17 protein-coding genes are annotated in these 18,704 nt (G+C 33.8%); 11 read left to right on the top strand and 6 right to left on the bottom strand.

Going from position 1 to position 18,704, the window contains the following annotated elements; translation table 11 throughout:
- Nucleotides 1-38 precede the first annotated feature (38 nt).
- A complete protein-coding gene (locus LV842_RS11410; RefSeq protein WP_233111586.1) occupies nt 39-701 on the bottom strand; it encodes an ATP-binding cassette domain-containing protein in 663 nt (220 codons plus the stop codon).
- A gap of 460 nt (nt 702-1,161) precedes the next feature.
- Here LV842_RS11410 and LV842_RS11405 point away from each other — a divergent pair, with 460 nt between their 5' ends.
- Together LV842_RS11405 and LV842_RS11400 are read left to right on the top strand one after the other, a co-directional pair.
- Entirely contained in the window at nt 1,162-2,715 is a 1,554-nt protein-coding gene (locus tag LV842_RS11405) for a T9SS type A sorting domain-containing protein (protein WP_233111585.1), read from the top strand.
- A gap of 85 nt (nt 2,716-2,800) precedes the next feature.
- Nucleotides 2,801-3,874, top strand: coding sequence for a GEVED domain-containing protein (locus LV842_RS11400; protein WP_233111584.1), 1,074 nt, complete (start codon nt 2,801-2,803; stop codon nt 3,872-3,874).
- Between the two features lie 33 nt (nt 3,875-3,907).
- On the opposite strand, the gene LV842_RS11395 is transcribed toward LV842_RS11400, so the two are convergent.
- On the bottom strand, nt 3,908-4,399 hold the full coding sequence (locus tag LV842_RS11395) for a YcxB family protein (RefSeq protein ID WP_233111583.1): 492 nt from the start codon (nt 4,397-4,399) through the stop codon (nt 3,908-3,910).
- A 6-nt stretch (nt 4,400-4,405) separates the two neighbouring features.
- On the bottom strand, nt 4,406-6,553 hold the full coding sequence (locus LV842_RS11390; RefSeq protein WP_233111582.1) for an endonuclease MutS2: 2,148 nt from the start codon (nt 6,551-6,553) through the stop codon (nt 4,406-4,408).
- 246 nt (nt 6,554-6,799) lie between these two features.
- Here LV842_RS11390 and LV842_RS11385 point away from each other — a divergent pair, with 246 nt between their 5' ends.
- From LV842_RS11385 to LV842_RS11375, 3 genes are read left to right on the top strand one after another with little or no spacing between them, the layout of a single operon-like run.
- Nucleotides 6,800-7,318: a GNAT family N-acetyltransferase gene (locus tag LV842_RS11385; RefSeq protein WP_233111581.1), complete on the top strand. Its 519-nt coding sequence runs from the start codon at nt 6,800-6,802 to the stop codon at nt 7,316-7,318.
- 59 nt (nt 7,319-7,377) lie between these two features.
- On the top strand, nt 7,378-8,214 hold the full coding sequence (locus LV842_RS11380) for a T9SS type A sorting domain-containing protein (RefSeq protein WP_233111580.1): 837 nt from the start codon (nt 7,378-7,380) through the stop codon (nt 8,212-8,214).
- 23 nt (nt 8,215-8,237) lie between these two features.
- Complete coding sequence (locus LV842_RS11375) at nt 8,238-8,879, top strand: uracil-DNA glycosylase (protein ID WP_233111579.1); 642 nt, start codon at nt 8,238-8,240, stop codon at nt 8,877-8,879.
- On the opposite strand, the gene LV842_RS11370 is transcribed toward LV842_RS11375, so the two are convergent.
- The 3 genes from LV842_RS11370 to LV842_RS11360 form a co-directional block, all read right to left on the bottom strand.
- Nucleotides 8,866-9,363, bottom strand: a complete 498-nt coding sequence (locus LV842_RS11370) for a hypothetical protein (RefSeq protein WP_233111578.1) — start codon at nt 9,361-9,363, stop codon at nt 8,866-8,868. The genes LV842_RS11375 and LV842_RS11370 overlap by 14 nt on opposite strands.
- Nucleotides 9,364-9,376: 13 nt before the next feature.
- The gene (locus LV842_RS11365) at nt 9,377-9,868 is read right to left on the bottom strand and encodes a DUF456 domain-containing protein (protein WP_233111577.1); all 492 of its coding nucleotides are present in this window, start codon (nt 9,866-9,868) and stop codon (nt 9,377-9,379) included.
- An 84-nt stretch (nt 9,869-9,952) separates the two neighbouring features.
- Nucleotides 9,953-11,146, bottom strand: coding sequence for a carboxypeptidase regulatory-like domain-containing protein (locus tag LV842_RS11360; RefSeq protein WP_233111576.1), 1,194 nt, complete (start codon nt 11,144-11,146; stop codon nt 9,953-9,955).
- Between the two features lie 262 nt (nt 11,147-11,408).
- On the opposite strand from LV842_RS11360, the gene LV842_RS11355 reads away from it, so the two are divergent.
- From LV842_RS11355 to LV842_RS11330, 6 genes are all read left to right on the top strand, one after another.
- Entirely contained in the window at nt 11,409-12,677 is a 1,269-nt protein-coding gene (locus LV842_RS11355) for a mechanosensitive ion channel family protein (RefSeq protein WP_233111575.1), read from the top strand.
- Nucleotides 12,678-12,687: 10 nt separating this feature from the next.
- Nucleotides 12,688-13,407, top strand: a complete 720-nt coding sequence (locus LV842_RS11350) for a pyridoxine 5'-phosphate synthase (RefSeq protein ID WP_233111574.1) — start codon at nt 12,688-12,690, stop codon at nt 13,405-13,407.
- A gap of 89 nt (nt 13,408-13,496) precedes the next feature.
- The gene (locus LV842_RS11345) at nt 13,497-14,276 is read left to right on the top strand and encodes an alpha/beta fold hydrolase (RefSeq protein ID WP_233111573.1); all 780 of its coding nucleotides are present in this window, start codon (nt 13,497-13,499) and stop codon (nt 14,274-14,276) included.
- A gap of 387 nt (nt 14,277-14,663) precedes the next feature.
- Nucleotides 14,664-15,677 carry an NAD-dependent epimerase/dehydratase family protein gene (locus LV842_RS11340; RefSeq protein WP_233111572.1) on the top strand — a complete coding sequence of 338 codons (1,014 nt, stop codon included), beginning with the start codon at nt 14,664-14,666 and terminating at the stop codon, nt 15,675-15,677.
- Nucleotides 15,678-17,447 (top strand): AMP-dependent synthetase/ligase, encoded by a 1,770-nt coding sequence (locus LV842_RS11335; protein ID WP_233111571.1) that lies wholly within the window; start codon nt 15,678-15,680, stop codon nt 17,445-17,447.
- Nucleotides 17,448-17,506: 59 nt separating this feature from the next.
- Nucleotides 17,507-18,559 (top strand): diphosphomevalonate/mevalonate 3,5-bisphosphate decarboxylase family protein, encoded by a 1,053-nt coding sequence (locus LV842_RS11330; RefSeq protein WP_233111764.1) that lies wholly within the window; start codon nt 17,507-17,509, stop codon nt 18,557-18,559.
- Nucleotides 18,560-18,704: the final 145 nt, after the last annotated feature.

The raw sequence follows: 18,704 nt of genomic DNA, 5'->3' as shown, positions 1-18,704 counted from the left end.
AAAATTTTTTTGATAGTTCAAATATATAAATTAAATACTTAAATACTTTTCGGCAGATAATTATAATGTTGCAATTCTTTTAAATCTTTAATAGGTCTTAAATAAGAATTTGAAAGAAGGTAAATTTCATCCGAAATATCTAGTACTTCCTGATAACGATGATCTGAAATAATTATTCCCTTCTCTTTTGATTGTCCCTTGATAAGTTTCTGCATTTCCGTTGTCATTTTTGGAGACAATCCGTTGAAAGGCTCATCCAGCAAAATAAATTTTGAACCGGAGAAAATAATCAATAAAGCTTCAACAATTTTCCTTTCGCCACCTGAAAGATTTTTTGAAGTTTCATTAAGGAAAGGTTTAATAATATCCAATTCAGCAAGTTTCTTTGAATTTTCCTCATTACAGAAAATGGGGATTAATTTTTTAACCTTAATACCTTTTGGAAGGAAAAAATATTGAGGCAAATAGGCAATCTTACCTTTTCTGTCCCATTGATTTTGAAGAACTTGATCATCAACTCTTACATATTGATAATCTCCTTTCATGGTTCCGAAAATTACTTTGAGTAAAGTAGACTTTCCAGTCCCATTTCTTCCTAGTATTCCAACGATTTTTCCTGTTTCGCAACCAATATAAATGTCTCTTAAGATGTTTTTTCCATCAAAAGATTTTGTGAGACTGTCTACATGTAATTTACTCATAAAATTGACAACTCATATTTATAATTAAACTTAATATAGCAGTGAAAATCCAGAGGAATAGCCTTGAAAATCCAAAATTAGCATAAAAATAATATTCATCTTTTAATCTTAATTCATAAATCAAAAAATGAAAAGAAGGTAAAAATAAAAGAAAACATAATCCAAAATTACCAACGGTAAAACCAAGCTGTGTATTCATGAGTAAAGAAAATAGAACGGTGGGGATTAATAATTTAAAATAGAAAATCCATAAAATCTTTACGCTTCTTATCATTCTTGATTTTTGTGATCCAAATATATAAATAAGATTCTCTCGCTTTTGAATGAAATTTACTGAAAAATGATCAACCTCAGATCATGATCCTTTTCAAAGTCTTTAGTAATAATGTAAAAAAGGCTTATTTTTGACACTCGATTAATTAAAAAACTTTTTAAAACTAATTTCCACAACTTAATTAAAATGAAAAGAATAATTTCCCTTTTAGCATTGATGTTTTCCCTTTCAATGACTGCACAAACTGCACCTGCAATTCAATGGAAGAAGACGCTTGGAGGAAGTAACTGGGACGAAGGTTCCTCAGTTTGTCAAACTACAGATGGTGGTTCTATTATAGTCGGCTATTCTCCTTCAACAGATGGTAATGTAACAGGAAATCACGGAGGTGGTGATTATTGGGTGGTGAAATTGGATAATAATGGTAACATCCAATGGCAGAAATCATTAGGAGGAAGTGGCTATGATTACCCTCATGTTATACAGCAAACTTTGGATGGTGGTTATATTGTTGCAGGAAGAACTCAATCCTTCAACGACGGTGATGTGACCGGATATCATGGGAGTGTTTATTCTGATTTTTGGGTTGTTAAGCTAAGTACTAATGGTAATATTCAATGGCAAAAAGCAATTGGAGGAAATAGTGAAGATATAGCGTATTCAATCCGGCAAACTTCGGATGGAGGCTATATCGTAGCAGGTCAATCATCATCGACAGATGGGGATGCTATTGGTCATTTACCTTATAATAATACTGATCTCTGGATTGTAAAAATTAATAGCACAGGCAATATCCAATGGCAAAAATCATTCGGAGGGTATAATTCAGAAGTAGCTTTTGATGCCAAACAAACCTCTGATGGCGGATATATTGTTGCAGGAGCTACAGATTCTAATAGTGGTGATGTAACGCAACTTTATGGTGAATATGACTATTGGGTATTAAAACTAGATAGTGCTGGGAATTTACAATGGCAGAAAACTTTTGGAGGGAGTGGCACAGATAGTGCACAATCTGTAATACAAACGTCAGATGGAGGATATATGGTTGCCGGATTTTCAAGATCGGGCAACGGTCTTGTACATGATCATTATGGGAGTTTGTATACTAATGATGCATGGCTAATCAAGTTGGATGGAAATGGGAATATTATATGGAAGAAATCTAAAGGAGGAACAGGTAACGATGTTACCTGTTTCATTAAGGAAATACCAAATGGAGGATATGTATTTGCAGGATATTCTTCATCAGATGACGGAGATGCAGCCGGAAATCCTACAGGTTCAGCAAATTTTTGGATTGTAAGAATTGACACTAGCGGAAATGTGATCTGGCAAAAATCAATGGGAGGCAGTTTAGCTGATTTTGGGCAGTCTATGAGCCAGACATCGGATGGTGGCTTTATTATAATGGGATCTTCATATTCGAACGACGGTGATGTTTCTTTTCATTATGGTATCCCAACGTATCCCGATATTTGGGTGGTAAAACTAGGGCCTGAAGTTTTGTCAACGAATGAAACCAAGTTAGAAAACTTTAGTATCTATCCAAATCCTGTAACAGATAAGCTTCTTGTTTCAGGACTTTCATTTGATGAAAACTATGAAATTTACTCAGTGACCGGACAAAAAGTAACGACCGGAAAAACTTCACAATCTGCTGTATATGTTAATGCTCTGCAGAAAGGAATTTACTTTATTCAAATTAAAGATAAGAAGCAGAAGTTCATCAAAAAATAAGATATATGTTGTGTATTAATTTTTTATATTAATTTTATATGAATAACAATTACAGCTAAGGGTAACATAAAATAAATTATTAAATATGAAAAAAAATCTATTACTATTCATGTTGTTTTTTTCATTTCTCCATATTTTCGGTAACAGTCTGAAAAGTGATTCGAATGAAACGAATATATTGACAATTCCAACCAATGTGGCTGCAAGTAATATAACATTCAGCTCCGCTCAAATTTCTTGGAACGCAATACCGGGTTCTACACAGTTTACTATTAAAATAAGAGAACAGGGAACCGTTACGTGGATGCTTTTTCCGGTTTTCAATCTGAATGCACAAGGAATTACGGCTTTGTCTGCTTGTACAACATATGAGGTACAGGTAATGGAAAATCTCACAGGAGATACTTCCGAATCCATTTTTTTTACCACACAACCCACTTATTGCACATCGTCTTCGCAGGCTAGTGGAGGTTGGTTGCTTAAAGTTCAGGTAGTACCTTCTCAAGGAGGTTTTCCGATGATGACAAGCAGTTCCGGAGCATCAACTTATTCAAATTACAGAAATGATCCTCTTCGAAAGATTACGCTTCTTTCAGGATCTCTAAATAATTATTTTAACTTTACGACAGGATATAATTCTTTAAATTCATTCCATCATAGTTATGTAAAAGCCTGGATAGATTTTAACGGAAACGGACTGTTTGAAACTCAGGAGGTGATTGTGGATGTTAATACTCCGATATGCTGTCAAGCCATTCCTTTTAATGTTCCAGGGTCTGTAATTTCTGATATACAATGTTCTGTTGTGATGAGAGTGATCAATTCACAAATACCAATCAATAGTGCTTGTGGCAACTTCAGTAGCGGTGAAGTGGAAGATTATGCAGTTTATTTTTCAAAAGGGAGCGAATTAGGAACTGATGATATGGTAAGTAAAAGTGAAACTGCAATTTTTCCTAATCCTGTTGCTGATCTCCTACACTTTTCGAACCTTTCAGCGGATGTTGACTTTGAAATGTATAATGTAGCCGGACAACTAGTAAATGAAGGAAGAACTAAAAACAAAACGGTAAATGTAAGTCATTTAATAAAAGGAGTTTATTTTATTCAGATAAAGGAAAAAGAAAATTCTGTAAAATTAAAATTCATCAAAAAATAAAAAAGAGAGCGTCGGTTTAGGCGCTCTCTTTTTTTAATCATTTCTAAGTTTTGCTTTTACATGATTACTTCTAATAATCGTTCTAAGCTCTGAAATTTGATCCTGTGTAAAATATTTTTTCGGAACCATATTCATGGTTTGGGCACTTTGATAAATTAAAAACCAATCTTTGTTTTCCTTTACTTTATAAACTGTGCTCCATATAAACTCGCTGTCAAAAGTTTCGCCTTCTGTGCGAATTTTTTCATGAGTGAATGTGTAAGAAATACTTTCCTGAATTTTTTTATTCGAATGAAAAGCAAACCTTAGGCGGAAAAAAGATCGAATAACAATAAATAAAAATAAAATGGCAAACCACATAGAAGCCGACTGCAAAATATCCCTTTCCGAACTGCCATCCATGAATTGTTTCAAGATAAAAAACAACAAAACCAGCAATGGAAAAATAATAAGTCTGCTTAAAGAATTTTTAATATTAAAAATCAAGAAATCTTTAAAAGTGATATGAGTTTTTACCGTTATCATTCTTCATTAAATTCTTTCCAATTCATCCGCATCTATCGTCGTTTTGAACGTTCCGTAATTCACAATGACCTTGTTTCTGGAAATCTTTTCAATCGTTCCAACGCTCGTACTTCCGGAAATACGAACTCGTTGTCCGATTTTCAACCAAAGAGCACGGTCAATTTTGCGTTTTTCTTCCAGCTTTTCGTTGGTTTCAGTTATTTTTTCAATGACTTCCTCTTTCTTCAGTTGTTGAGTGATTTTTCTTTTTACCACTTGAAGTCGTTTACTTTCATCCTTATCTGCTCCAATTTTTCTGAATTTTTCCTGTTCCAGAATCTTCACAAAATCTTTCACAACATCCTTTCTGGATTTTCCTTTTATATAGCTGTCGATGAATGTCTCAATCTTATTCCCGAACTGTAATTTACGATGCTCTTCCTCATATAATTTCTGAAAATTATACAATTTTTGTTGAAGCTGGTCGTTCAGTTTTTGCAGATTATCTCGCTTATCTTCAACGGATTCTTTTCTTTCGGCAAGATCAGATTTCAGTTTTTCAACCTCAAATTTTTCCTGTTGAAGCTTTACAATCGTTTTATCCAGATTCACAATATCATGTTCCACTTTTTTCTTGGCAGAATGAATAATAAACCTTGGAATTTTGTTCTTTTCAGCAACTTCAAAAGTAAATGAACTTCCTGCTTGTCCGACTTCCAGTTTGTACATCGGTTCCAAAGTTTCTTCATTAAATAACATTGCCGCATTTTCTGCGTGAGGAAGCTGCTCTATCACCAATTTGATGTTGGTGTAGTGGGTGGTAATGATTGAAAAACTCTTTTTATCGTAGAAAAATTCAAGGAAACTTTCTGCCAAAGCACCCCCTAATTCAGGATCGGAACCTGTTCCAAATTCATCGATTAATAAAAGCGTATTGGCATCTGCTTCACGAATGATTCCCGACATTTTCTTCAATCTTGATGAATACGTCGAAAGATGGTTCTCAATGGATTGGTTATCCCCAATATCGGTCATGATTTTGTCAAAGAAAAACATTTCCGATTTCGGGTGAGTAGGAACTAAAATTCCACTCTGAATCATCAACTGAAGTAATCCGACAGTTTTTAAGGTAATGGACTTTCCTCCTGCATTCGGTCCGGAAATACAGATAATTCTGTTCTGATCCGTTAAAGTCAGAGTTTGAGAGAAGATCGTTTTGTTTTCTGCTTTATTTCTTAAAAATAATAAAGGATGGAAAGCCTCTCTTAATCTTAACGTTTTATGACGGTTGATTTTAGGTAAAACACCGTTGATTAACTCTGCAAATTTTGCTTTGGCTCTCGTTAAATCAAGATCAAAAATATATTGCTGATATCTCCAAAGCTGAGGTTGGAATTCTGCTAATTCTGCAGTTAATTTCCTCAGAATTTTATCAATTTCTTTTTTCTCCTCTTCTTCGCTTTCTTTAAGTTTGAAATAATGCTTAACAACACTATCTGGCTGCATATAAGTGATAGAACCTGTTTTTGATAATCCCAACACTCTTCCTGCTACTCTTTTCTTGTAAGCAGATTTTACCGCCAACACTCTTTGATCATCAATAATCGTTTCACGAATGTCATCCAAAAAATCACTTTGTCCGTAATTGAACAAAGCTCTGTTAAAGTTTTCTGTAATTGCTTTTCTGGCATGCTGAATTTCCGTTCTCAGTCCTTTTAAAATTGGTGAAGCTTCACTTTTTACTTCGCCAAAACGGTTAAAAACTTTATCAACCTTATCAATAATTTCTTTTTTGAATTCCAACACAGAAACATCTCCGATTAAAGTTGGGAAGGTTTCTGGCATGGTCGGAAAGAATTTCTGTAGTTTTCCGATTTGTTCCGTGAGGGTTTTGATTTTGATGAAAGCGCTGTTTTCCAGACGGTAATTTTCAATCAGCATAAGCTTCAACTCACTTTCAATATCCTCATATTCATCAAACGGAATCGCATTTGAACTTTCAAAACTCGACAAATATTCGGAAGTTTTTTTCAAAGAAAATTCTGCCTCGTCAATTTCCATCGGACGAAGTTGAAGAATTTTTTCTCTCGTTTTCGGAGAATACGCAAAAGGAGAAATTTCCGCGAGCAATTGCGGAAACTCTAATTCGTTTAAATCTTCTTTATTTATATACACATTGCAAATTTAGTGAGAAAATGTGAATGTTAACTTGAAAGTGAGTGTGTTTACATTTTATTTAACCACAAAAGTTTCGAAAGAGTAAAATGAGAATTATTTGAGTTTATTTGAACTATAAATATTAAGAAGACAAAGTTTTTTTTACTCTTTGATTTTTGGACTTTTGATCAACTTATTTTTCAATAAAATCTTTTGTGATTTTTTATGGTTAGGATTGATTAGTTTAATTAGTAAATTTGAGAGATGAAACTGGAAACCGAAAGACTACAACTAAAAGAAATCAACGAAAGCTACGTTGACGATATTCTGAAAATACGAAGTAATGAAGTCATCAATCAATTTGTGCAGAGAAACTCTCCGAAAAACAATTATGATGCACTGCAATTTATTTTAACCATTAAAGAAAGAACTCAGAATAATCAAACATTTTATTGGGGGATTTCTTTAAAAGATCAACCGAATCTGATCGGAACGATTTGCCTTTGGAAATTTTCTGAAGACAGAACTGTTGCTGAGGTTGGTTACGAATTATTACCCAATTATCACAGGCAAGGTATCATGTCGGAAGCGTTGAAAGCCGTTTTAGATTTTGCTTTTAATGATTTACATTTACACGAAATTGTTGCAATGACCAATAAGTTTAATGAAAACTCTAAAGATCTTCTTCTAAAACATGATTTTATATTGGAAGAGGGAAGAGAAGATGAAGGTTTTCCTGATAACTTGGTTTTTAGTTTGAAGAAAATGAAAGAGTTATGGTGATTTTTTTATGATCTTTAGATTTAAATATTAATTTTGTGTAGAATCAAAATTTATACACCATGAAAAAACTGTTATTTTTTATTGTTCTTACTTATATTCCTATTTTTTCACAAAGTGCAAATGCGTGTGATTATGTTTTTTCACCGCCATACTCACCAAATACTTCTATGGCTGTCAGTGCAGTAAATAATGTTATACATGCAATTGATCTGAATTTAGATAATGGCACAACAGCTAATTTTGACTCTGCTGAATTTGAGGTAAGGCTGATAACTCCTTCGATCGTGGAACCTGTGAATCAAGCTAAAATATATCTTTATCAAGATCAAAATGGAGTTCCCGGAAATTTGATATCGAATTTTGATGTAATACCATCTTCAGTAATATCTATAGGTAATTCTGGTCAGTATGGATATTATTATAAAGTTACCATACCTCTATCATTTAGTTTGGTAGGCAGTAATTTTGGAGGGAAAGTTTGGTTTGGTTATCAATTAAAAACAGCTAATAATCAAAATGTATATCAAGAAATGTTTCTTAAAACAGATGCTGATGGGGTATCTAAGTTTTATAATAATGCGTGGCATTCTTCGAATGAGGAAACAAAACTCACAATTTTTAAGAATTGTACATTATCTGCTTTAGCAACAAATGATCTAGGAAATAACCCAGCTAGCAAAGAATTAAAGATATATCCTAATCCTACAACAGGAAATGTATTTTTTAACTATAAAAATGTAAAAAGTATTGAGGTGTTTAATTTAAATGGAGCGAAAATTGACATTGAAATGTTTGAAGATAGAGTGGATTTATCGCAATTACCTAATGGTGTATATATAATTAAATATATGCTGAAGGATGGACAAATATTTAATAAAAAAGTAATAAAATATTAGAAATCTGATATTAGCAAAATAAAATGACCTGGACAGAAATACTAGCCCCTATAAAAAGTACTCCCTATTTTACCAATCTTTGGGAAAAAGTAAAACAAGAATACACAACTACAAAAGTTTTTCCCCCGAAAAATCAAATTTTCAGAGCATTAGAAATCACTCCTTTCGAAGATATTGAAGTGGTGATTATCGGGCAAGATCCTTATCATAACGATTATCAGGCGAATGGTTTGTGTTTCTCTGTTTCCGAGCAGGTTGCAGCACCGCCATCTCTTAAAAATATTTTCATTGAACTGAAAGATGATTTGGGAGTGGTGAGAATTTCAAAAGAGCTTGATGACTGGGGAAAACAGGGCGTTTTATTGTTAAATGCGACTTTAACGGTTCGTGCACATACTCCGAATTCTCATAAAGATTTGGGTTGGGAAACATTTACCAATTATATCATTAAAGAAATTTCGGATAAAAAAGAAAATGTAGTTTTTGTATTGTGGGGTGCTTTTGCACAAAAAAAAGCCGAATTCATCGATCCGGCTAAGCATTTTATTTTAAAGTCTGCACATCCCTCTCCATTTTCTGTGTACAGAGGATTTTTCGGGAGCAAACCTTTTTCAAAAATTAATGAATATCTGGTTTCAAAAGGGAAGAAGCCTATTTCCTGGTAGTTGCCTCTCCTGATTTTTTGATGGTAATTCCGATTCTGTATTTTCCATTTAATGGTTTTGTTCCTTCTGAAGCTCCGGGATAAGGTTGAACATCGGCTAATGAAATTGTATATCCGTTGAATTCTGCTGATTTGTGGTAATTTCTTCCTTTGTTATCCATGCTTGCAAGGTTAATGGTCATTGGTCGGGTTGCTATTCCCATTACTTCTACTTGTGCAACAGCAACTCCTGCCCAAACGCAAGTCACATCTTTCGGGCAACGGCTGTCTTCGGAAATCCCTTTGAAAGTTACATTCATTTCGTAGGCTTTCAGGAATTTGTTTTCACCTTCGTTGAAATATATGATTTCACCGTCTTTATTTGTCACTTGAGTTGCTCCGTTTTTGTCAACGTTCACTTTTGTTGAGGTTTTGGTTTCTTTTTGAGCATTACAGTTTGCTAAAAACAATAATCCTAAACTTAATATAAAGATTTTATGTAACATGATTTTTCCTTTTTTAAATAATATTCATCATATCTAAGACTACAACCAAAAACATTGCCACACCTACTACAAAACTGAAACCTGTTCCATAAATGAATCCGATGAAAGCTCCTTTTGTTGATTTTAGAGCTTTATTCATGTCTTTGCTGTCGTGCAGTAATTCGCCGATAAAAACTCCGGCAAACATCCCGATCAGAAACCCTAAAGGAATGGGTAAAAACATTCCCACAATGGTTCCTACAACAGATCCAATGCTTCCCCAACGTGTTCCGCCGTACTTTTTTGTCGTTTTTGCAGGAATTACATAGCTCAGAACCAAGGAGACTAATGTTAAGATTCCAAAAGCCCAAATATAGATCATGGGTAAGTCTGAATCTGTTCCGAATTTATAAATTAACAATCCGCAAATACTTAGTAATAATCCTGGTAACACCGGCAGAAAAGTTCCTAAGATCCCTATAACTAATAAAATCAGGCAAAGAATATTGATTAATGCTGTATCCATTTTTTTATTTGTCTATGCAAGATATAAAAAAAGTGGCTTTGTTAAAAGCCACTTCGAATGTTTACACTACGTTTATAATGAAGACTAAAGATTTAAAATGACATATTCCAAAATAGGTTCTGTTTTTCCGATATTTCCGGTTGCGTGATTATGGAATGTGGTGTAATAAATTTTGCCACTGTTTGAATTTCCACCAGAACAAGGACCTTGTGTATCACCATGAGCTTGATGAGAAGCCCATGCATTTGTATTGATCGTAATGGTAATATTATTTCCTGTAGAAACCTGATGGCAAATGGTCATGAAATTATTGTTTGCAGACGTTCCTACTGGTGTTTGAGGTGCAGTAGTACTGGTGTAATGTCCTGTACGGATCATTAATGGCTCATTGTTTTTCTCTACTAAAACTTCCCAGAAAGCAGGGTCATAAGTTTGGATTTTTTCCCATGCTCCTAAATCGTAATTGATATCCAAAGTATTGAAACCGATTGCAGTAGCTAAAGCCGAGTTAGAAACTGTACAACCAGCATACATTCCCGCTGTCCCGGTGTTTTTTAAGCAAAGTAAATTATCGTTGATGAATCCACCCGGAGCATTGCATGCGGTAGTATTGGTATCACCTCCTACAAGATAGGCAGAAGCCCAGTCTGAGCTGTATAAACTACCTCCGTTAGCTACAAAAGTTGAAAGATTGGTATACACTAATGCGTCGTTGCTTGGTGTAGTATTTCCTGTTTGCGATGTTCCTCTTGAACCACAATTCAGGAAAATAATGTCGTATTGTGCAATTTTTGTAAGATTTTTCAAATCCTGATAGGTGATTTCCGTTGCAGTATAGCCTAAAGCAGTAATGATGTCTTCAATTTCATCATAACTCCCTTTTACATACGCCATTTTTGCAACTTGTGTAAGTTTGGATTCTGTTACCGGAATAGTAATGGTTTCATTCTTTTTTACTGTAATCGGAATTTCTGTTCTGAAATTCTGTCCACCACCGGTTTGGATATGAAGAGTAGTATTTCCTTCCGGAGCAGCAAGGCTGAAGTTTCCATTGGCATCAGAATAAGTGTGATAAACTTTGTTATTGCTGTCGATAGTGAAAACAATCGCTCCGCCGATGGGTTTTGTTCCGTTGTTGGCCATTACTTTTCCTTCAACTTTTCCGGTTTGAACAACTGTGGAAGGATTATCATCAGGAGTGTTCATTGATTCATCTCCTTTGCAATTAATTAAAAGTGTGAATACACACAATAAAATAAATAAGTAGTGTTTTCTCATATGTATTTGATTTTGATTTGTTTAGTTTTATTCAAATGTAAATAAATAATTAATATAAAACTGTTAAAAGTTTAAATATTTTATTGATAATTAATTTATATTGTTTATTTTTAGTTAAATTTTCATTTGTTTATCGTTGTTTTGGTGAATTTAATATTTTTAAAATATTTAAAATGGATGTTGTTGAATTATCAATTTTGGGCTGAAAATTGATAAAGAAATTGTAATAAAAATCAGTCGTAATTTTCCTAAATTTGCTGTGATGAATGATCAACTACAAGAAACAAAAAACTTTATACAGGAACTGAGTGAGCAGCTTTATATTTATATAAGCAAGATTTCACCTGCCGGTTTTGATTGGGTCATTCATATGATTGTAAAATTAGCATTGCTTATTGCTTTGTTTTTGATGATAGATCTGATATTAAAACCTGTCATTAATTCTATTTTTAGGTTTTTTCATGATGAAAAAAAATACCCAATCATAAAATCTATTTATGAATCCAGGGTTAGTAATTCTGTGGCACATTTTGTTGCTTTAGCTTTTGTGGCAAGCATTCAGACGTTTATATTTCCTCCGTCAGCCATACCAAAAACGAATACATTTATCATCAGATCAATTAACTTAGGCGTTGTTTTGATTATTGCAGGAATGCTGTATCGTGGATTAACGGCTTTTAGAAATTATTTTAGCATAAAACAGGATTTTTATAAAATCATGGCATTAAATGCCATTTCAGAAACAATGAAGATTCTTGGAATTTTTATTTTTTCAATTGTAGGAATCTGTGTTATTTTTGGGATTAAAGGAACGACGATTGTAGGAAGCTTAGGAGCAATTACTGCGGTGTTGGTATTGGTGTTCCGAGATACGATTTTAGGTTTTGTAACCGGGATACATGTGGCAACTTCTAAAAATATGAAAGTGGGCGACTGGATCGGAATCCCGAAATATAATCTGGAAGGAACGATTGAAGATATTACTTTACTTACTACAAGAATTCAGAGTTTTGATAAAACGGTTTCTACCATTCCTACGTATGATCTGATGAGTACAGAGGTGAAAAACCTTCAGGTGATGTCTGAAAGCAATACGCGAAGAATAAAAAAATCTATTATTTTCAATATAAAATCATTTAAATTTTTAGATGATGAAATGTTTGATAAGCTGGTGGAAATTAATTTGCTGAAAGACTATCTTTTACGAAAAAAAGAAGAAATTAATGAGCAGAGAAGTAATCTCAGTCATGCTGAAAAAACGATTAATGGTCAGCAGCTTACCAATATTGGGACTTTTAGGAAATATGCTTATGAATATCTGAGACATAATAAAAATATCGATCAAGAAGGAACTGTTTTGGTAAGGCAGATGGAAATTACATCGCAGGGATTGCCTTTGGAGATTTATTGCTTTACCAACGATTCCAAATGGGAACATTTTGAACAAATTCAATCAGATATTTTTGATCATTTGCTAGTAGCTTCTCAAGAATTTGATTTAGAAGTGATGCAGGTTAATATTAAAATTTAAAATAGTAAAAATGACAAAATTAAGTGTCAATATCAATAAAATTGCGACATTAAGAAATGCAAGAGGAGGTGAAACGCCAAGTGTAACAGAGGCAGCAATTAAAATTCAGGAATTCGGCGGACAGGGAATCACGATTCATCCACGACCGGATGAAAGACATATTACCAGAAAAGATGTATATGATCTAAAGCCTTTGGTAACTACAGAATTCAATATCGAAGGAAATCCTCATCGTCCGTTTATTGATATGGTTTTAGAGGTGAAGCCGGAGCAGGTAACCTTGGTTCCGGATGCAGATGATGCGATTACTTCAAATGCGGGTTGGGACACTATAAAACATGTAAGCTTTCTTACCGAAATCATTACTGAATTTAAAAATGCAGGAATTCGTACTTCAATTTTTCTGGATCCAAATCCGGAGTTGGTGGAATATGCAGCAAAAACTGGAGCAGACAGAATAGAATTGTATACTGAAGCTTACGCAAAAAACTATACTTTAAATAAAGAATTGGCTATTAAACCTTATTATGAAACAGCTGTGGTGGCTGCAGATTACGGATTAGGATTAAATGCTGGTCACGACTTAAGCTTAGAAAATCTAAAATATTTTGCGGATAATATCCCCAATCTGTTGGAGGTTTCTATTGGCCATGCTTTAGTTTCCGAGGCATTGTATATGGGATTGGAAAATACAGTTCAGGCGTATTTGAAGAGATTGGCGAAGTGGTAGGTTGAAGGCAGGAAGTGAGAAGTAGGAAGTAAGAAGATTATAAATGAGGTTTTGAATACCCATCTTCCAGCTGAAAAATTAAAAAAATTATGGAAATTTTAAATTCAAAAATATTTGGCGAAAATCTTTCGTCTACACCGCTTTTAGTATTTCACGGTTTATTTGGAATGCTTGATAACTGGGGAAGCTTCGGAAAAGATTTAGGAGAGTTTTTACCGGTTCATCTTATTGATTTGAGAAATCATGGAAGAAGTTTTCACTCTGAAAGTATGTCTCATGATGATTTGGCAGATGATATTGCTAACTATATGAATCATTACGGGATGGAAAAAGCTTTTGTTTTAGGACATTCCTTAGGTGGAAAAGCGGTAATGCAGTTTGCGATAAAGTATCCTGAAAAAGTAGAAAAACTTATTGTGGTCGATATTTCTCCAAAAGCATACCCTCCACATCATCAAGGGATTATTAAAGCATTAGAAACGGTTGATTTTAATACTGTGGGGTCAAGAAGTGATGTAGAAGAGGTTTTAAGTCAGTATATTCCTGAAAGATCTACCATTCAGTTTTTAGCAAAAAATCTGTATTGGGATGAGAACAAAAAATTAAACTGGCGATTCAATCTTAAAACACTTTCTGAAAAGTACAATGAGTTTGTCTCTAATGCCATAAAATATGGGGTGTTTGATGGAGAATCTCTTTTTATTGCGGGTGAAAAATCCAATTATATTCTTCCGCAGGATCAGTTTGCGATAAAGCAACAATTTCCTGAAGCAAAATTTGTTACCATTAAAAATGCCGCACATTGGGTTCAGGCTGACAATCCTGTTGATTTTATGAGTGTTGTTAAAGATTTTTTGCAGATTACTTAATGGGCAGACAAAGAATCAAATTTTGTTAAAGTTTTCTTAAAAACAAAATTTATTCTTCAATGTGGGAAAAAAGACTTAAATTAGTTTTGTTGAAAATTCAATAATAATCTTTTATGGTGATTGAAAATCAAATGAAATTTAGGTTTTGTTGATGATTAATAATCTTAAAGATTTTAAAAATTTATAAACAAAACATCTTAACAAATTATATTTAAGAGGGAACTTAGCAATAAGTTTCCTTTTTTTTGTTCTTAATAATTTCTGTTATATGTTTTAAAAGTCGCAAATTTGCAACAAGTAATTTTTCATCAATTTTTAATTGAAAATGAAGACTTACCAATTGAAAATATTATCATAATTTAGCCAGCAATCAAGTAAAAATAACTGATGGTTTTTGTAACGGGAGCGACCGGGATTTTAGGCAGGATAATCGTTTTGGAACTTCTTAAAAAAGGAAAAAACGTACGTGCTTCGAAAAGGTCGACAAGCAATTTAAATGAAGTAAAACATTCGTATACCTACTATACGGAGAATCCCGATGATTTTTTTAATAAGATTGAATGGGTAGATGTAGACTTTGATGATATCTATTCGCTTCAGAATGCATTGAAAGATGTGGAAGAAGTATATCATTGCGCTGCAAAAGTAAGTTTTCATCCCAGAGACGAAAAAGAAATGTATCATACCAATGTAAAAGGTACAGAAAACCTGTTGTACGCATGTGACGGCTCTGGTGTGAAAAAATTTCTTCATGTCAGTTCAATAGCGGTACTCGATAACTTTAATGAAAAAGGAGAATTAGACGAAACGTCCGACTTTAACTCTAAAGAAGAGCATTCTGCTTATGCTATTTCAAAACATCTTTCTGAAATGGAAGTTTGGAGAGCGTCTGCAGAAGGATTAAATACCATCATCATTAATCCCGGAATGATTGTAGGAAGCGGAAACTGGGGAAACAGTAGCGGAGATATTTTCCCGACTTTTGAGAAAAACAGTTTTACATTTTCCGGAGGAACAAGTTATGTGGATGTAAGAGACGTTGCCGGAATTGCCATTGAATTGATGGGAAAAAATATTTTCGGAGAACGTTTTATCCTGATTTCTGAAAATAAAAGATATGCTGATTTAGGAAAACAAATCAGATCAACATTAGGATTGAAAGAAGCCAGAATTCTTTCGAAATTTCAATTAAATATTGGCAGATTAGCCAATATACTTTTCGGATGGCTGGTTCCGTCACTAAGGATTATTACTAAATCCAATATTGAGGCTATATCAACATTGAATGTGATTTCAAACCAGAAAATCACAAAAAAACTTGATTATCAATTTATTCCTTTAACGGAAAGTGTTGATTTTCATTTGAAAAATTATATTAACGACAAAAAGCTGAAGAAATAAATGAATCTTGCAGAAGCAATTATCCATAGAAATGTAGAGAAGCATGCTGTAAAAGCTGCTATTGGCTTCAAAAAGAAAGAAGCGGGTTGGAAAGAACTAAGCTGGAAAAAATTCAGTGAAATTATCTGTAAAACAGCTAATGCATTGAAAGAAGCAGGAGTTCAGGAGAATGATAAAGTAGCGATCTATTCTGATAATTCTTCTGAATGGATCATTTTTGATCTTGCAGCCATGTCAATTGGTGCCATTACGGTTCCTATTTATTCGACTAATAATGCTGAACAGGCAGAACATATTATCAGAGATTCCGGTTCAAAAGTTATTTTAGTAGGCAGCCAGGCTCAATATGATGCTTGTCTGGAGCTTTTACAAAAAGAAGACAATCCTCTTCAAACTATTATTATCTCTAAAAAAGCAGTTTGGATTAAAAAAGAATTCAGCAGTTTTTATCTGGAAGATTTTATTGCCAAATCCTCTCCCAAACTTGAATTTTGTAAAAAAGAAGAAGGAGATGTTGCGACCTTAATTTACACTTCAGGAACAACAGGAACTCCAAAAGGGGTAATGCTAACTCACGGAAACTTCATTAAAGCTTTCGATGCCCATTTTGAATTTTTTAAATTTAAAAACTTTGAAGAAGAGCTTTCACTGGCATTTTTACCATTAAGCCACGTCTTCGAAAGAAGCTGGAGTTTGCTGTGTCTATACGGAGGAGCTCGTGTATATTTCCTTGAAGATCCGAAAAATATCGCTAAAACGCTGGAAGAGGTAAAGCCAACCATGATGTGTGCGGTACCAAGATTTTTCCAGAAAATTTATGCAGGTGTATTGGAAAAAGCAGAAGAAGGTTCATCATTAAAGAAGAAAATCTTTAACTGGGCACGGCAAATCGGTTGGCAAACTGCAGAATTAAAAAGGAACGAAAAGGAAGTTCCTTTTGGGCTAAAAATAAAAGAAATGTTGGCTGAAATGCTTGTTTTTAGTAAAGTTAAAGATAAAATGGGAGGGAGACTTTGGTTTTTACCTTGTGGAGGAGCCTCTTTATCACCGGAAGTCACTAAATTCTTTGAGTCTATAGGAATTCATGTGACTGTTGGCTATGGGTTAACAGAGACGACGGCAACATTAACGTTATTCCCTTTAACTCATTTTGAACACGGAACAAGCGGAAAGGCTTTACCGGGAGTAGAAATCCGTATTGGTCAGGATGATGAGATCCAGGCAAGAGGAAACGGAATCATGAAAGGCTACTACAACAAACCTGAAGAAACCCAAAAAGTTTTTACCGAAGATGGATGGTTTAAAACCGGTGATGCAGGGCAGATTGATGATAAAGGAAACCTTACCATTACAGATCGTTTGAAAGATCTTATGAAAACGTCCAACGGAAAATATATTGCGCCGCAGCAGATCGAAAATTTGTTGACCAATAATAATTTTATCCAGCAAATTGTTTTAATTGCAGAAGCAAGGCAGTTTGTTTCCGCATTAATTGTTCCTAACTTTGAATTTTTACAGGATTTTATCAAGAAAAATAATATTCCGTTTACCAACTGGACAGAGGTTGTGAAGAATGAAAAAGTCCTTCATTTTTACAAAGAAAAAATACACGAATTACAGTCTCATTTGTCAGATTTTGAAAAAGTGAAAAAATTCACTTTAATGCCTGCGGAATTTGAAATTAACTCAGGAGAAATCACCCCTACATTGAAAATAAAAAGAAATGTAGTGCTGGAAAAGTATGCTGATATTATTGAAAAGATGTACTAAAATATTAACTACAAAATCCGTTTAGGATTAAGTAGGTTTATTATTTAAACTAAATTATGATTGCACAAGAATTTTTAGGAAAGAAAGAGTTTACAATAAATAATCAAACGGTTTCAGAAAGCTGTCCGTCAAATATTGCCCTGATCAAATATTGGGGGAAATATGATCACCAGATTCCTGCAAACCCAAGTATCAGTTATACATTAAATCATTGTAAAACGAATACAACCATTGAATTTTTAGCTGATGAACCATTTTCTGTTCAGACTTTTTTAGCCGGAAATGAAGAGGTGAAATTTGCTGAGAAAATAGAAAAATACTTCAAAAATATAGAGCAGTTCCTTCCTTGGATTTTACAGGGAAAATACATCATTACAACAGAAAATACCTTTCCTCACAGTTCAGGAATCGCAAGCTCAGCTTCGGGATTTGGAGCGATTGCAAAATGTTTGATGAAACTGGATGAAGTATTTTCAGGAAAAGATTCAGAGGAGGAATCAATAAGAAAAGCGTCTTTTTTGGCAAGATTAGGAAGCGGCAGCGCTTGTAGAAGCTTGTACAACGGATTGGTAGTTTGGGGAGAATCTCAGGTAAAAGGAAGCTCGGATTTATTTGCCGTACAATATCCGAATGATGAAATTCACGATATTTTTAAAAACTTTAATGATTGGGTTTTATTGATTCATGAAGGTCAAAAAAGTGTTTCTTCCACAGTTGGACATGGTTTGATGAATACCAATCCTTATGCAGAAAGAAGATTTCAGGAGGCGAGAGAAAACTTCGGTCCTATGAAGGAGATTTTGGCCAGTGGAGATATGCAGAGTTTTATCAAATTGGTTGAACACGAAGCATTAACGCTTCATGCCATGATGATGATGAGTGAACCTGCGTTTATCCTGATGAAAACAGGAACGTTGGAAGTCATTAATAAAATCTGGGATTTCAGAAGAATCACAGGGTTACCATTGTTTTTTACGCTTGATGCAGGTGCGAATGTACATTTGCTTTTCCCAAATGACTTAGAACAAAACAAAATTGAAGATTTTATCAATCAGGAGCTTTTGCCATTTACTCAAAACAATGGAGTAGTGAAGGATGTGATGAGGTTTTAAGGATTTTGATAAATTTAAATATAAAATGGAACGGACTTTTTTAGTTCGTTTTTTTTATTTTAGCTTAGCTTAGATTCCTACGGAATGACAAACACAATATTGTCATTCCGTAGGAATCTAAGCCATTTATAATTTTAAAAACACA

Origin of the sequence: Chryseobacterium gwangjuense, from assembly GCF_021311115.1 — a bacterium.
In the GTDB taxonomy this organism is placed as follows: Bacteria; Bacteroidota; Bacteroidia; order Flavobacteriales; family Weeksellaceae; genus Chryseobacterium; species Chryseobacterium gwangjuense.
This window is presented reverse-complemented; position numbering and strand designations above follow the sequence as displayed.